At 60.8% G+C, this 14,244-nt stretch carries 13 protein-coding genes and 2 pseudogenes; 10 read left to right on the top strand and 5 right to left on the bottom strand.

All coding sequences use genetic code 11. The features are described from left to right. The first annotated feature begins 6 nt into the window (after positions 1-6). Positions 7-1,521: a carboxypeptidase M32 gene (locus AC1DIJ_RS14215; RefSeq protein ID WP_112389501.1), complete on the top strand. Its 1,515-nt coding sequence runs from the start codon at positions 7-9 to the stop codon at positions 1,519-1,521. Positions 1,522-1,524: 3 nt separating this feature from the next. On the opposite strand, the gene AC1DIJ_RS14210 is transcribed toward AC1DIJ_RS14215, so the two are convergent. Next, on the bottom strand, positions 1,525-2,439 hold the full coding sequence (locus AC1DIJ_RS14210; RefSeq protein WP_162706056.1) for a proline iminopeptidase-family hydrolase: 915 nt from the start codon (positions 2,437-2,439) through the stop codon (positions 1,525-1,527). A 53-nt stretch (positions 2,440-2,492) separates the two neighbouring features. After that, entirely contained in the window at positions 2,493-3,275 is a 783-nt protein-coding gene (locus AC1DIJ_RS14205) for a LuxR family transcriptional regulator (protein ID WP_112389550.1), read from the bottom strand. A gap of 121 nt (positions 3,276-3,396) precedes the next feature. Here AC1DIJ_RS14205 and AC1DIJ_RS14200 point away from each other — a divergent pair, with 121 nt between their 5' ends. The 7 genes and pseudogenes from AC1DIJ_RS14200 (at position 3,397) to AC1DIJ_RS14170 (ending at position 11,548) form a co-directional block, all read left to right on the top strand. Then, complete coding sequence (locus AC1DIJ_RS14200) at positions 3,397-4,287, top strand: proline iminopeptidase-family hydrolase (RefSeq protein ID WP_112389503.1); 891 nt, start codon at positions 3,397-3,399, stop codon at positions 4,285-4,287. 51 nt (positions 4,288-4,338) lie between these two features. After that, on the top strand, positions 4,339-5,277 hold the full coding sequence (locus AC1DIJ_RS14195) for an ABC transporter permease (protein ID WP_112389504.1): 939 nt from the start codon (positions 4,339-4,341) through the stop codon (positions 5,275-5,277). Continuing rightward, the gene (locus AC1DIJ_RS14190; protein WP_112389505.1) at positions 5,274-6,125 is read left to right on the top strand and encodes an ABC transporter permease; all 852 of its coding nucleotides are present in this window, start codon (positions 5,274-5,276) and stop codon (positions 6,123-6,125) included. Before AC1DIJ_RS14195 ends, AC1DIJ_RS14190 begins: the two co-directional genes overlap by 4 nt. Next, on the top strand, positions 6,122-7,831 hold the full coding sequence (locus AC1DIJ_RS14185) for an ABC transporter ATP-binding protein (protein WP_112389506.1): 1,710 nt from the start codon (positions 6,122-6,124) through the stop codon (positions 7,829-7,831). The genes AC1DIJ_RS14190 and AC1DIJ_RS14185 overlap by 4 nt, the downstream gene beginning before the upstream one ends. A gap of 19 nt (positions 7,832-7,850) precedes the next feature. Next, positions 7,851-9,365 carry an ABC transporter substrate-binding protein gene (locus tag AC1DIJ_RS14180; RefSeq protein WP_112389507.1) on the top strand — a complete coding sequence of 505 codons (1,515 nt, stop codon included), beginning with the start codon at positions 7,851-7,853 and terminating at the stop codon, positions 9,363-9,365. Between the two features lie 65 nt (positions 9,366-9,430). After that, the gene (locus AC1DIJ_RS14175; RefSeq protein WP_112389508.1) at positions 9,431-10,777 is read left to right on the top strand and encodes an amidase; all 1,347 of its coding nucleotides are present in this window, start codon (positions 9,431-9,433) and stop codon (positions 10,775-10,777) included. Positions 10,778-10,871: 94 nt separating this feature from the next. Beyond that, positions 10,872-11,548, top strand: a pseudogene (locus AC1DIJ_RS14170) (IS6 family transposase). Here the strand turns inward: AC1DIJ_RS14170 and AC1DIJ_RS14165 are convergent. Further along, positions 11,529-11,785, bottom strand: a pseudogene (locus tag AC1DIJ_RS14165) (non-homologous end-joining DNA ligase); the annotation flags it as partial. The pseudogenes AC1DIJ_RS14170 and AC1DIJ_RS14165 sit on opposite strands and share 20 nt — an antisense overlap. Positions 11,786-11,992: 207 nt before the next feature. Here AC1DIJ_RS14165 and AC1DIJ_RS14160 point away from each other — a divergent pair. Further along, positions 11,993-12,304 carry a metalloregulator ArsR/SmtB family transcription factor gene (locus tag AC1DIJ_RS14160; protein ID WP_112389509.1) on the top strand — a complete coding sequence of 104 codons (312 nt, stop codon included), beginning with the start codon at positions 11,993-11,995 and terminating at the stop codon, positions 12,302-12,304. Between the two features lie 616 nt (positions 12,305-12,920). Here AC1DIJ_RS14160 and AC1DIJ_RS14155 read toward each other — a convergent pair. Further along, positions 12,921-13,196, bottom strand: coding sequence for a hypothetical protein (locus AC1DIJ_RS14155; RefSeq protein ID WP_112389510.1), 276 nt, complete (start codon positions 13,194-13,196; stop codon positions 12,921-12,923). 338 nt (positions 13,197-13,534) lie between these two features. Here AC1DIJ_RS14155 and AC1DIJ_RS14150 point away from each other — a divergent pair, with 338 nt between their 5' ends. Then, positions 13,535-13,747: a transposase gene (locus AC1DIJ_RS14150; RefSeq protein WP_112389512.1), complete on the top strand. Its 213-nt coding sequence runs from the start codon at positions 13,535-13,537 to the stop codon at positions 13,745-13,747. A gap of 258 nt (positions 13,748-14,005) precedes the next feature. On the opposite strand, the gene AC1DIJ_RS14145 is transcribed toward AC1DIJ_RS14150, so the two are convergent. After that, positions 14,006-14,244, bottom strand: a 239-nt coding sequence (locus AC1DIJ_RS14145) for an integrase core domain-containing protein (protein WP_477831437.1), incomplete at its 5' end; no start/stop codon positions are given.

Here is a 14,244-nt window from a genome sequence, read left to right as displayed (position 1 = left end):
GAGACGATGACCTATGCCAGCTTCGAAAGCGAAATCGCCAGGATCAACGACGTGCTCTGCGCCGTGAACCTCTTGACCTGGGATGCCCGCACCATGATGCCGCCGGGCGGCGTCGATGCCCGCGGCAAGCAGATCGCCACGCTGGTCGGGCTTGCCCGCGATCTCGCGACCGGCGACCAGCTCCAGCGCGCCATCGAGGATGCCCGCTCAGAGCTCAAGGCGGCAGCATACGGCGATCACCGCAAGCTGGCGGTCGAGCAGGCGGCCGAGGCGATCGGCACTCTCGCGCGCATCCCGGCAAAACTGGTCAGCGACGCGGCCGAGCTGAAGACCGTTGCCCAGGCTGCCTGGAGCAGGGCCCGCGCCGCCAATGACTTCGCGGCCTTCGCGCCAATGCTGGAACGGACCATGGAGATGCAGCGCGAGATCGCTGCGTCCATTGGCTATGCCGAGCATCCCTATGATGCGCTTGTCGGCACCTATGAGCCCGGCATGACCTGGTCGCGGCTGCGCACACTCTATGGCGAACTGGGTGATGGCCTGCGGTCGCTGCTCGAACGCGCCAGGGAAGCCAAGGTCCGCTCCGAAATTCTCGAGCGTGCCTACCCGGTGGACAAGCAGCGCGCCTTCTCCAGCCTGATCTCCAGCCGCTTCGGCTATGACTTCAACCGCGGCCGCCTCGACGACACGGTCCACCCCTTCGAGATTTCCTTCACCCGCTCGGACGTGCGCATCACCGGTCGCTTCCGCGAGACCTGGCTGCCCGGCGGCCTCTTCGCCGTCTGGCACGAGGCCGGGCACGGCATCTATGAGCAGGGCATCTCCGAAGAGTTCAGCCGCTCCGTCTTCACGACCGATTTCGTCAATCTCTACGCCGTCGGCGGCACCAGTTTCGGCACGCATGAATCGCAGTCGCGCCTCTGGGAAAACCGCGTCGGCCGCTCGCGCCGCTTCTGGGAACTGAACTTCGCCGATCTGCAGAAAACCTTCCCCGATCAACTCGCCGACGTGACTGCGGAGGACTTCTGGCGGGCCGTCAACGCCGCCCGCCCCGGCTTCATCCGCGTCGAGGCTGATGAGCTGACCTATGACATGCACATCATGCTGCGCTCAGAGATCGAGGCCGGACTGATGGCTGGCGAAATCCGTGTCGGCGATCTTCCCGCGATCTGGCGGGAGAAGATCAAGTCCTATCTCGGCCTTGAGGTGCCCTCCGATACGCTCGGCGTCCTGCAGGACGTCCACTGGTCCTCAGGCATGGTCGGCTCCTTCCCGACCTATACGATCGGCAACATCATGTCGTCGCAGTTCTTCGCCGCCGCGAGCAAGGAGAAAGCGATTGCCGATGGGCTGGAGACTGGCGACTACCTGCCTCTGAAGACCTGGCTGAACGACAATATCCATCAGTTCGGCCGCTCGAAGACCGCCAGCCAGCTGCTGAGGGATGCCACGGGATCGGACCTCTCTACCAGGGCCTATGTCGCCGACCTCGCCCGCAAGGTCGACGATCTCACAGCCTGACGGTCAGTCGTATTTCGACAGGAAGCCGGAGACGATGGCGAGGCAAAGCTCCTTTTCCTCGACATGCGGCATATGGCTGGAATGCTCGAAGAGCACCCATTCGCACCCCTTGACGCGGTCGACATAGGGCTTGACGACCAGCGGCGTAGCCTCGTCGTATTTGCCTGATATCAACAGTGTCGGCGCCTCGATCAGCGGCAAGCGATCCTCGATCGTCCAGTCCTTCATCGTGCCGATGACGTGGAATTCGGTCGGGCCGTTCATGTTGCGATAAACGGTATTGTCCTCGTCCATGGCCGCGAAGGTGCGGGCCACATCATCTGGCCAGGGCGTGACGCGGCAGACATGCCGGTCGTAGAAGACACGCGAGGCGGCAATATATTCGGGGTCAGTGATCGTTCCTGCTTCTTCGTGCTTCAGCAGCGTATCCTGCACATCCTGCGGCAGCTCTTCGCGCAACCGGTTAGCCTCGGCGACCCAGGTATGCATGTTGGCCGGCGAATTGGCGACGACCAGCGCCTTGAGGCCCTTTGGCTGACGAACCGCATGCTCAGCGCCGAGCATGCCACCCCAGGACTGGCCAAGGAAGGCGTAGCGATCCTGGATGCCAAGATGTTTTAAGAGCGCATCGAGTTCTTCGAGGAAGAGCGCCGGGGTCCAGAAATCCGGCCCCTTGTCCGGCAAGCGCGTCGAATGGCCGTTGCCGAGCTGATCATAATGGATCACCGCGCGGCCATCGAGGGCGGCGATGCCCTTGAAGGAATCGACATAGTCGTGTGTGCAGCCCGGGCCACCGTGGGCAACGACGAGCGGCAGCTTTCCGCTCTCGAGCGAACCGGTGATGCGGTACCAGGTGCGGTATTCGCGGAAGGGCAGATAGGCTTCTGTCGTCTGAACGGCGGCCACTGGCGTCTCCATCTGGGGGCAATGATGGAAAAAGCATAGCGTCGCCGCAAAGCCGAAGGCAGCTATCAGAAGTTATAGGATGGACGCTCGTCGAGAAGCCGGTAATGCGTGGCGCGCACGACCGCCTGTGTACGGTTGCGGGCGCCGAGTTTCTTGGCCGCGGCGTTCAGATGCATGACCACCGTCGGCACAGAGCGGTCGATGATCCGTGAGATCTCCTTGGCCGATAGTCCCTCCGCCGAATAGCGCAAACATTCCCGCTCGCGCTCCGTCAGCCGGACCTTGCCGACGCTGCGCGCCTCGGCATCGAACAGCGAGAAGGCCGCCTCGTGGAAGACATGGGCCAGCAGGTTGAAATCGGCGATATAGCGCAGGGCATGCCGCTCGAAATCGCCGTTGGCGCCGTAGCGGATCCCGGTCACCGTCGCATAATCTCCGCCCGGCATGTGGACGGGTACAGTGACGCCCGTCGACATGTCCCGTTCGCTCAGATAGCGCGTCACAGGCGCTGTGTCGTCGCTCATAAAGCGGCTGATCGGCGTGTCGGCGTCCGCGTTATAGTTCCAATAGAATGGGGCGGAGGTGCGCAACGCCACCTGCTGTACCGGATCGATGCGGAAATAGCCGCGGTCGAACCAGTATTCCCGCATATCCTCGGAAATGTTGCGCAGCTTCAGCAACGAGGGGATCATCACCGCGCCGTCAAGATCATAGGGAACCGGCGTGTAATCGTAGATCAGCGCCTCGAAGCCGAGCTGCTTCATGGCCTCGAAAACCTGGTCGATCCGCCCGTCCAAGGTCTGGTGGGCTGAGAATTGCCGTCTGATCGTGCCGATCTCGTCAAGCATGGCAGGCTCCATCGGTGGCTCACACCTATCACTTCTTATAGCTGGCAAAGACTGCGGTTTAAGATAAAAATTTAGCCATGCCCAATTATTGAGCAAGCGAAATCTTCTGCCGGAGCGGTCAATGTGGCGTGAAATCGAGCCTGAGGCGCGACATGAAATTGAGGTCGACGGCCATAAGGTCGTCGCCTACAGCTTCGGCAGCGGAAGCGAAACGGTTTTCTGCCTGAATGGCGGCCCCGGCCTGCCCTGCGATTATCTCCGCGAAGCCCATTCCTGCCTCATCGACAAGGGCTATCGCGTCGTCGCCTTCGACCAGCTGGGCACCGGCTCGTCCGATCGCCCAGCAGATCCGTCACTCTGGACAATCGGCCGCTATGTCGAGGAGACCGAAATCGTACGCAAGGCGCTCGGCCTCGGCAAGGTTCACATGCTCGGCCACTCCTGGGGCGGCTGGCTGGCAATCGACTATGCGCTGACTTATCCCGAAAATCTCCAGACGCTGATCCTCGAAGATACTGTCGCCGACATGCCGCATCTGATCCTGGAGCTGGAGCGGCTGCGCGCCGCGCTCGGCCCGGAAACGGTGTCGATGATGCAGAAGCACGAGGCGCAAGGTACCTACAATCACCCCGAATATCTGGCTGCCATCACGATCCTCAACTATCGCCACGTCTGCCGTCTTCCGGAATGGCCCGCGCCGGTCCGCCGCTCGCTCGACGACTGGAACATGGGTCCCTACGAGACGATGCAGGGCCCGAACGAGTTTCTCTATATCGGCAACCTGAAGGACTGGAACCGTATTCCCGATCTGTCGCGGGTGACCGTGCCCGTTCTGATCACCACCGGCGAGCATGACGAACTGACGCCGGCCTGCGCGCTGCGGATGAAGCTCGCGCTGCCGAATGCCGAGCTCAAGGTCTTCGCCAATGCCAGCCACATGCCCTTTTACGAGAACCCGCGGGATTATTATCCGGCGCTCACCGATTTCCTGTCGCGGCATGGGGCAAGCTGATGCAGTGTAGGGAGATCGAAGCCCGGCCAAGACAGGGGGGCCAGCGCCGCCATGCATCGTTATAAATTCATATTGACCCGTCCATTTCAGTTTCTGCCTGTTATTTTCGGCATTAGCATTATCACTTTTATTCTCGTGCGCCTGATCCCCGGAGACCCGGCCCGCAATATTCTCGGCACCCGCGCCACACCGACCGCCATTGCCAATATCCGCGCCCAATACGGCCTCGATCAGCCGATGTGGCTGCAATATTTCTACTTCCTGAAGAACCTCGCCAATGGCGAGATGGGCAAGTCTATCCTCTACAAGATCGACGTCCTGTCGCTGATCGCCACGCGCATCGAGCCGACGATAGCGCTGGTGCTGACCAGCGTCGTCTTGTCGATCCTGATCGCTGTGCCGATGTCCGCGATCGCCGCCCGCAATGCCGGCGGTGCGCCCGATCATGCAGTGCGCGTCATCTCCACCTTCGGGATCGGCTTTCCGCCCTTCTGGCTCGGACTGATGCTGATCATTCTCTTCAGCGTCGAACTCGGCGTCCTGCCGGTTTCGGGCTACGGCACCACGCTCGGCGACAAGCTTTCGCATTTGATTCTACCGGCATTGACTGTGGCCTTGTCGCTGTCGACGGTGCTGACCCGCAGCCTGCGCTCGGCGATGATCGAATCCCTGAAGTCCGACGTCGCGACCGCGGCGCGTGCCCGCGGCATGCCTGAAAGCATCGTCTTCTGGCGCCATGTGCTGCCCAATTCGCTGGTGCCGACCATCAATCTCCTCGCCGTCAATATCGGCTGGCTGATCGGCGGTACCGTGGTGGTGGAAAGCGTCTTTGCGCTGCCCGGCATGGGCCAGCTCCTGGTCCGCGCCATATTCTCGCGCGACTACATGGTCGTCCAGGGCGTGGCCATGACCTTTGCCTGTGCCACCGTCCTCGTCAATTTCCTGGCCGACATCGTCACCGTCGCCGTTGATCCGCGGGTGAAGCTATGAGCATCGGCACGCTCTCTCCGCAACCGATCGCCTGGCGCCGCTTCTTCGGCCGCCGCCTGACGCTTGTGATCGGCGCCGGCGTTCTGCTGTTCTTTCTGCTGCTGGCAATCGGTGCACCCATCATCGCGCCCTATGACCCGATCCTGCAGAATGCCGATGCGCGGCTGCAGTCGCCGTCACTGGCGCATCTGTTCGGCACGGACAATTTCGGCCGCGACATCCTCTCGCGCGTCATCTGGGGGACCCGCATCGACCTGCAGATCGCCGTCATCGGCGTGCTTTTTCCGTTCCTGATCGGGACGACGGTCGGGACAATCGCCGGCTTCTTCGGCGGTATCGTCGATGCCATCTTCATGCGCATCGTCGATATCATCCTCGCCTTCCCGTTCCTGGTGCTGATGCTGTCGATCATCGCCATTCTCGGGCCGGGGCTCAGCAGCTTCTACATCGCCATGGCGCTGGTGGGCTGGGTTTCCTATGCCCGCCTGATCCGGGCGCAGATGCTGGTGCTGAAGAGCTCCGACTATGCGGTTGCCGCCGTCAGCCTCGGCTTCAGCCGTTTCAGGATCATGTTCCGTCACCTGCTGCCGAACGCCATCACTGGTTCGATCGTCTTCTCGATGTCGGATGCCACGCTGGTACTGCTCAGCGGTGCGGCGGTCAGCTATCTCGGCCTCGGCGTACAGCCACCCCTCGCCGAATGGGGCGTTATGGTCGCCGAAGGACAGAGCTTCATCACCACGGCGTGGTGGATCACGCTCTTCCCCGGACTTTCGATCGTCTGCCTCGCCTTTGGTTTCAGCATGCTGGGTGATGCGCTCGGCGAACTTCTTGGAGTTCACGAATGAGCGCCTCGGTCCTTTCCGTCCGCGACCTGACGGTCAAGGTCCATCTCGACGGCGGTACCCGCACCCTGATTGACGGTGTCCCCCTCGACCTTGCCAAGGGTGAAATCCTCGGCCTCGTCGGCGAAAGCGGCTCCGGCAAGAGCCTGCTTTGCCGCTCGCTGGTGCGGCTGATGCCGTCGTCGCTGATCAAGATCGAGCAGGGTACGGTCCTTCTGGAGGGCCGCGATCTGACGGCGGTCAGCGATGCCGAGATGCTTCAGGTGCGCGGCGGCGAGATTGGTATGATCTTCCAGAACCCGACGAGCCACCTGGACCCGGTGATGCGCATCGGCGACCAGATTGCCGAGGGCATCCGCTATCACCAGCGGCTTGGCGCCAGGGAAGCGCGAACCGCTGCCGTCGAGATCCTGACCCAGGTCGGCTTTCCCGATCCGATCAGGCAATATGACAGCTATCCGCACGAATTTTCGGGCGGCATGCGCCAGCGCGCCATGATCGGCGTGGCGCTCTCCTGCAACCCGAAGATCCTGATCGCCGATGAGCCGACGACCGCCCTTGATGTGACAATACAGGCACAAATCCTGAAGCTGCTGCTAGAGATACGCGAAAAGCGCGGCCTGTCGATCATCCTCATCACCCACGACCTCGGCATCGTCGCCCAGACCTGCGACCGCATTGCCGTGATGCGCAACGGCAAGCTTCTCGAACAAGGCCCGAAGCGGACGATCCTGTCGCGGCCGCAGGATCCCTACACGATCAACCTGATCCACAGTCATCCCTCGATGCCCGACGAGGCGGCTTCGCCGGCAACCGCAGCCGCGCCCGCGCAAGCAACCGTCCGGCCGCTGCTCGAAATCGATGATCTGCATGTGCGCTTCAGGATCGGCGGCAGCCTGTTCAAGGCAGGGAACAAAACAGTCAGCGCCGTAGCCGGCGTCTCGCTTCGCGTGATGCCTGGCGAAACAATCGGTATCGTCGGGGAGTCCGGCAGCGGCAAGAGCACGCTGGCCCGCGCGGTCCTTGGTCTCACCCCGATCTCTTCTGGCCATGTTTCCTTCGACGGCATCAACCTGGCGCAGCAGCGCACGGCCGGTCTCGCCAAGCTGCGCCGCGAGGCGGCCATGGTCTTCCAGGACCCCTATAACGCGCTGAACCCGCGTCTCACCGTCGGCCAGATGCTGGGCGAAGTGCTGAAGGTTCAGGGCAAGGTGCCGGCGGCCAACATCCCGGCACGGATCGGCGACTTGCTCGATCTCGTCGGGCTCGATCGTGAATTTGCAAACCGCAAGCCGCGCAGCATGAGCGGCGGTCAGTGCCAGCGTGCCGGTATCGCCCGGGCGCTGGCGGTCGATCCGAAACTCGTCATCGCCGATGAATGCGTCGCTGCACTCGACGTGACGATCCAGGCGCAGATCATCGCGCTGTTTCGCGAACTGACGGCGAAGATGAACCTGACGCTGATGTTCATTGCCCACGACCTTGCGATCGTCCGCAATCTCTGCGAACGCGTCGTCGTCATGTATCACGGCGAGATCGTCGAGGAGGGCCTCTCTGAAGAGGTCTTCGCCCGGCCGAAACATCCCTATACCGCGGCGCTCATTGCTGCCATTCCCGACATCGATCCCGACAGGCCGCTTCTTGGCGGCTCCAGCGCCGGGGAAGACATGCCATCGATGCCGGTTCAGCCTGCCAAACGCATACCATAACAAAGAAGGGAACAAGCACATGATCAACAGGTGGAAATCAATCGGGCTTGCCGCATTCATCGCCGGCCTGTCGCTGACGGCAAGCTATGCCGAAGCAGCCGGCGTTCTGACCATCGGCCGCCGCGAAGACTCGACGACCTTCGATCCGATCAAAACGGCCCAGAACATTGACAACTGGGTGTTCTCCAACGTCTATGACGTCCTGATCCGCGTCGACAAGACCGGCACCAAGCTGGAGCCCGGCCTTGCAGAAAGCTGGACCGCCTCGGAAGACGGCCTGACCTATGTCTTCAAGATCCGCGACGCCAAGTTCTCCGACGGCTCACCGCTGACGGCCGAGGACGCTGCCTTCAGCCTGCTGCGCATCCGCGACGATCCGGCATCGCTTTGGAGCGACAGCTACAAGGTGATCGATACCGCAGTCGCCACCGATCCGCACACGCTGACGATCAAGCTGAAGAACCCCTCGGCGCCGTTTCTGTCGACGCTGGCACTACCGAACGCCTCAGTGATCTCCAAGGCAGGCATGGAATCGCTGGGGCCTGACGCCTATGCCGAAAAGCCGATTGGATCCGGTGCCTTCACCGTCGATGAATGGCGCCGCGGCGACCGCATCATCCTGAAGAAGAACCCGAACTTCTGGCAGGCCGACCGCGTCAAGCTCGATGGCGTCGAGTGGATTTCGGTCCCTGACGACAACACCCGCATGCTGAACGTCCAGGCCGGTCAGCTCGATGCGGCGATCTTTGTGCCCTTCTCGCGCGTCGAGGAGATGAAAAAGGATGCCAACCTCAACGTCCTGATCGATCCGTCCACCCGCGAAGATCACTTGCTGATCAACCATGCGCATGGCGATCTCGGCAAGAAGGAAGTGCGCCAGGCGCTCGATCTCGCCATCGACAAGAAGGCGATCGTCGATGCCGTCACCTTCGGCCAGGGCACTGTCGCCAATTCCTACATCCCGAAGGGCGCGCTCTACTACTACGCCGACAACCTGCAGCGCCCGTACGACCCTGAAAAGGCGAAGAAGATGCTGGCCGATGCCGGCGTCTCCAACCTGACGCTGAACTACCTGATCCGCGCCGGCGACGAAGTGGATGAGCAGACGGCGGTTTTGGTGCAGCAGCAGCTCGCCAGGGCCGGTATCACCGCCAATCTGCAAAAGGTCGATCCGAGCCAGGAATGGGATATGACGGTTGCCGGTGACTACGACATTTCGGTCAACTACTGGACCAACGACATTCTTGACCCGGACCAGAAGACAACGTTCGTGCTCGGCCACGACTCCAACAATAACTACTCGACCAACTACAAGAACGAGGCCGTGAAGGAGCTGGTCGCCAAGGCCCGCCTGGAGCTCGATCCGAAGAAGCGCGAGCAGATGTATGTCGACCTGCAGAAGACGGCGAAGGACGACGTCAACTGGATCGACCTCTACTACAGCCCCTACATCAACGTGGCGCGCAAGAATGTCGAGAATTTCTACCAGAACCCGCTCGGCCGCTTCTTCCTGGAAGATACGGTCAAGAACTGAGCCTTTGATCTGACGACTGTTCCGCCGCCTTCGGGCGGCGGAATCTTCCCCGAAGGAGAACGGCAATGGCCCCGGATGAAATCGCCTTCATGAGCGTTACCGAACTTGGGCGTGCGTATCGCGCCGGAGCGCTGTCGCCGGTCGATGTCATCAGCGCCAGTCTTCAGCGGCTCGACGTGCGGGAGCCAAGCCTCAATGCCGTTGCCCAACGGCTGGACGCATCGGCGATCGCCGAGGCCGAAAAAGCCGCGACAGAGCTTCGCGCCGGCAAGGATCGCGGGCCGCTGCACGGCATTCCCGTCGCCATAAAGGATCTGATCGAGGTCGATGGGGCGCTGACCGGCTACGGCAGCAAGGTCCGGCTACCGGCCCTGGCAAGCGCCGACGCCCTTCTGGTAAAGCGGCTGCGCGAGGCCGGTGCGATCATCTTCTGCAAGGCCAACCTCTTGGAATATGCCTATGGCATCGCCCATCCCGAGATCGGCCAGACCAACAATCCACACGACACCGGACGCACCTCTGGCGGCTCCAGCGGCGGATCGGCGGCGCTGGTTGCAGCCGGCATCGTACCGCTGGCGACCGGCACCGATACCGGCGGGTCGATCCGCATCCCGGCCTCCTACTGCGGCATTTCCGGGCTGAAGCCGAGCTTCGATCTGGTGCCGCTCGACGGCGTCTTCCCGCTGTCCGGGACCCTCGACCATGCCGGACCGCTCGCCCGCGACGTTACCGATACCGCGCTGCTGCTCGAAGCGCTGAGCGGCAGACCCATGCCGCTGACGCCGCCATCACTGTCAGGTGTGAGGATCGGCGCCGTCCGCTTCCACTGCGCAAGCCCGGAGCTGACCCCGGCAGTCGCCGCAAATCTGGTCTGGGCGCTTGAGCGCCTTGCTGCGGCCGGCGCCATCGTCAAGCCGATCGATATTCCTGAACTGTCCCGCGCCAATTCCGAGCTCCGCCGCATCATCCTGCCGGAAGCCTCCGTCATCCACTCGCCGCTCTATTCCGAGAACCCGGCTGGTTACGCACCGCGCACGAAAGCGCAGGTCGAAGCCGGTTTTGAAGCCAAAGCTATCGACTATCTCCGGGCGCAGAACTTTCGCGTCGAGTTGCGCAATGCGGTCGAGGCCGCCTTCGGCGAAGTGGACGTGCTGATCGGACCAAGCGTCCCCTTCCCTTCCCCGGTCAAAGACCCTGAATTCACCGAGGATGGCGAGGAAGGCGAGATGCTCTCAAGCGGCTTCGCCAACATGACCGGCCAACCGTCGCTCAGTGTACCCTCCGGCATGGACGGCCACTTGCCGCTCGGCCTGCAGCTGACCGGGCCGCTCGGTGCGGATCACCGGCTGTTACAGCTCGCGCTCGGCGTCGAGGCGGCGCTCGCAGCGTGGCGGAAGCCGTCTCTCGCCTAAACGTAGAACTGCACCGCCGGCTCCGGCGGGCCAGTACTGTCAATGGTGGCGTCGCCTTAACCGCCTGTTTGCATTGGGTTGATACCTGGCTTGCTTGACTGAAGCCCCGCTCACCCACTTCAAACGCCACCGCTTTCCCGCTGAGATCATCGCCCGTGCGGTATGGCTCTACTAACGATTTTCGCTCAGCTTACGCGACGTCGAAGATCTGTTGGCGGAGAGAGGCATCATCCTCTCGTCCCAGACTGTGTCGGAATGGGCGGCGAAATTCGGCTTGAAATTTGCTGATCAGCTCCGAAGCCGCTCACGAGGCCATTTTTCCGACAAATGGCACCTCAATGAGATGGTGGTGACGATCAAGGGGAAGAAATACTGGCCGTGACGCGCTGTCGATGCCAAGTCCTAGATGCCCTGCTGCAAAGCCGAAGAAGCAAGGCGGCCGCCATGCGTCCCATGCGCAAGCTTCTCAAGTGCCGAGGTATCGCGCCGCGCGTGATGGTGACCGACAAGCTGCGTTTCTATTCGGCTGCAAAGTCGGAGGTGATACCGGTCGTCGAGCACCGCTCGCAGAAGGGATTGAACAATCGAGCCGAGAATTCTCATCTTGCTGTGCGAAGACGCGAACGGCGAATGATGCGCTTCAAGTCAGCGCGACAATGTCAGCGGTTTGTCTCAACTGATGGCCAGATCGCCAATCTTTTCCTCCTCCACCGTAAACATCTCACCGCAACTGACCATCGCCAGCTTCGGAATCTTGCCCTCCACGGGTGAGAGTACGGACCTTGCCATGGTCGAGATGGACTGCGAGACGGTAGCCGTCCCACTTACCTCAAAGGCCCACTGATGGCCTTTGCGCGGCTTGGCCTTAAGAAGCGCCAGGCACGGCTCGATACGTGCCACCATTGGGTCGCGAGGGAGATTTGGCTGCTGAGGATCGCGCTTGCGCGGCCGGGATCGAACAGGCTTTTCCGTTTGCAGCAGGGGCTTTGATTTTGGCGGCGTCGTCATGCCGACAGTCCATCAGCAAATGCTTAAGATGCAGTAGAAGAAAACGGCGCCGAACTTAAAGGGGCGCCCTGGCGGGGCGGATCTCATTTGGGGCCTTCAGCATCTTGGACTGGCTGGGTCTGTTGAGGGAGATGCCGAAGGCCACGCTTGAAACGGACGGCTGGATGTTTAGTTCCAGCGCAGACGCAATGAACTTCGGGGACCGCCATGCTAGAGGAATCATCGCTTGCTGAAAAAGTGACGCTGCTTGAAGCGCTCGCCTCCCGGACTCGTTTCCGAGTCTTGAAGAGCTTGTGTGCCGCCGAGGAGATGAACGTCCGCGAACTGCGTAATGAGCTAGGACTGCCCCAATCGACCACGTCCAGGGAGCTTTCATTCCTCCGGATGCGCGGCTTCATAAATTTCCGGCGAGAAGCGCAGAACCACGATTACTCGTGTCATCACGACGGCGTCAGAAAGCTACTGCAGACTCTCGACAAGGGTGCTCCCGCTACGAACAATCCTGAGATGACGCGATGAGCGATCTTGACCGGCCAATGCAGTCGTCGAGTTAGCAGTTCGAACATCTCTGTACGCATCCGGACTGCAAACAGTGGGGCGGCTTTGGCTTTTCGTCCTCACAATCGATCGAGACGCGATGGTGGTGCTGGGAGCACTATCCGCACAAGGAACCGATCCGGCACATGCCGCGTTAATGGGAAGCTGGCACGTTCCTCGCTAGCACTCTGACTTCCCCACCTCGCCCCGGCCGCACGCTGGGGCTTTTTCTTTTGTCGTCACGTTCGTGTCACGTGACTCACGTCATCAGTTGTGATTATTTCCCGCCCGATGATGCGCCTTGGCGGACCTCTTGGCGCATTGAGGGCTCGCCTGTGTATTGGGTGGCGAGCCCTTTTTTATGACCCGCCTGCCTTGCTCTTCATGTCCGACAGTTCGCGCCCAGAAGCCATCGGATCGAAGCTATTCCCGTTGCTGCTCATTTCCAAGCTCCCTGCCATTCCCCTGCCCTTGCCCTTTCAATGCGATGCCATGCTTATTTGTCATGCCATAAGAAAAGCCGCCCTTTATGAAAGGCTTGAGTGTTCGGTTACCCACATTCGATGGCACGGCGCTTTGCGCAGCTTGTTCCAGCCATTCAGTGGATGGTGCGGCTGCCACCGCTACCATGCTCGAACTTGGCTAGGAGATGGATTGCCTCCAGAACTAGATGCTCTGCGTTCTCCGTTTCGTCCCCGGCGATCGTCTCGGCGTTTATTTGAAGGCGATTACCGAGTTCGGACATGTCCTCCCAGATGGGATCGTCTTCATGTTTCGCGATCGATGCCGACATCAAGAGGCTTTCACCTAAGGTCTCAAGAAACTCGATGCGTTCCTCGGTGGTCATCTCGTCGAGTTTTTTAAGGTCCGCCACGATAGCTAGCTCTTCGGGATCATTGTGCCGAGGAATTTTGAAAAGACTTCCCGTCTGTAATTAGGCGGTCTAGACCGATATCAAGCCGCGACCTCCGCACGAGCGACGACAGACCTTTCACCGCAATCCTCTCCCGTATCGAGGCCAACGAGTTATAATCCTCCCACATCATCCCAGGGAGGAGAAAATGGAACGGGTTAGCACGATTGGTCTGGACCTCGCCAAACAGGCCTTCCAGGTCCACGGAATGAACAAAGACGGAGACAAGTTTTCAGCCACAAGCTGGCGAGTGCGGAATTGCCAGGTTTCTTAAGAAGGATCGTGGATGCGTTGTCGCAATGGAAGCCATCGGCGGCGCTCATTATTGGGCGAGAGAGATTAAAAGGTCGGGGCACACGCCGTTGCTCATTCCCGCGCAGTACGTCAAACCATTCGTCAAACGGGATAAATGCGATGCTCTTGACGCCGAAGCAATTGCCAACGCCGCGACGCAGCCAGGAATGCGCTTCGTGGCCATCAAAAGTCCGAACAGCAGGCAATCACCACTCTGATGAAAACGCGAACGCTGTTCATTCGCCAGCGAACCTCCGCCATCAATGCGCTGCGCGGCCTTTTGGCTGAATTCGGATTTGTCGTCCCGTCTAGGACCATTGACGTTGTCAAACTCAAGCAGATCTTGAGCTCTGACAAGAGCCACCTACCCGAGCACGCGCGCACCGTGCTGAGAAGTGTCTACCAGCACATCGACGCTATCAACGAGCACATCAGCGGGATTGGTGGAGTGCCCCCCGTTTCGCCGGACAGCTCAGCTATTGAGACAATGCTTTGATGAACTCCCTTGGGGAGGCCATTTTGAGCGCTGAGTGTGGATGGATTTCATTATAGTCTTCAATCCATCMGTCGATCTTCCGGAGAGCTGTGTCGGCGTCCGGAATGGATGAGATGCGTATGTAGTCTCGCTTCAAGGTTTTGACGAAGGCTTCAGACATGCCGTTCGATTGTGGGCTGGCCACGGGCGTGAAGCATGGGATCAGGTTGAGGGCTTGGG

Source organism: Rhizobium sp. 10N427, assembly GCF_056394605.1.
The sequence above is the reverse complement of the archived record's forward strand: the minus strand, read 5'-3'. Positions and strand labels throughout refer to the sequence as shown.

Bases quoted from the DNA above. Each gene is read 5' to 3' on its own strand.
- AC1DIJ_RS14190 (WP_112389505.1), top strand. From the start codon at position 5,274: ATGAGCATCGGCACGCTCTCTCCGCAACCGATCGCCTGGCGCCGCTTC.
- AC1DIJ_RS14160 (WP_112389509.1), top strand. From the start codon at position 11,993: ATGCTAGAGGAATCATCGCTTGCTGAAAAAGTGACGCTGCTTGAAGCG.
- AC1DIJ_RS14215 (WP_112389501.1), top strand. From the start codon at position 7: ATGACCTATGCCAGCTTCGAAAGCGAAATCGCCAGGATCAACGACGTG.
- AC1DIJ_RS14180 (WP_112389507.1), top strand. From the start codon at position 7,851: ATGATCAACAGGTGGAAATCAATCGGGCTTGCCGCATTCATCGCCGGC.
- AC1DIJ_RS14175 (WP_112389508.1), top strand. From the start codon at position 9,431: ATGGCCCCGGATGAAATCGCCTTCATGAGCGTTACCGAACTTGGGCGT.
- AC1DIJ_RS14185 (WP_112389506.1), top strand. From the start codon at position 6,122: ATGAGCGCCTCGGTCCTTTCCGTCCGCGACCTGACGGTCAAGGTCCAT.
- AC1DIJ_RS14150 (WP_112389512.1), top strand. From the start codon at position 13,535: ATGGAAGCCATCGGCGGCGCTCATTATTGGGCGAGAGAGATTAAAAGG.
- AC1DIJ_RS14200 (WP_112389503.1), top strand. From the start codon at position 3,397: ATGTGGCGTGAAATCGAGCCTGAGGCGCGACATGAAATTGAGGTCGAC.
- AC1DIJ_RS14210 (WP_162706056.1), bottom strand. From the start codon at position 2,439: ATGGAGACGCCAGTGGCCGCCGTTCAGACGACAGAAGCCTATCTGCCC.
- AC1DIJ_RS14195 (WP_112389504.1), top strand. From the start codon at position 4,339: ATGCATCGTTATAAATTCATATTGACCCGTCCATTTCAGTTTCTGCCT.
- AC1DIJ_RS14205 (WP_112389550.1), bottom strand. From the start codon at position 3,275: ATGCTTGACGAGATCGGCACGATCAGACGGCAATTCTCAGCCCACCAG.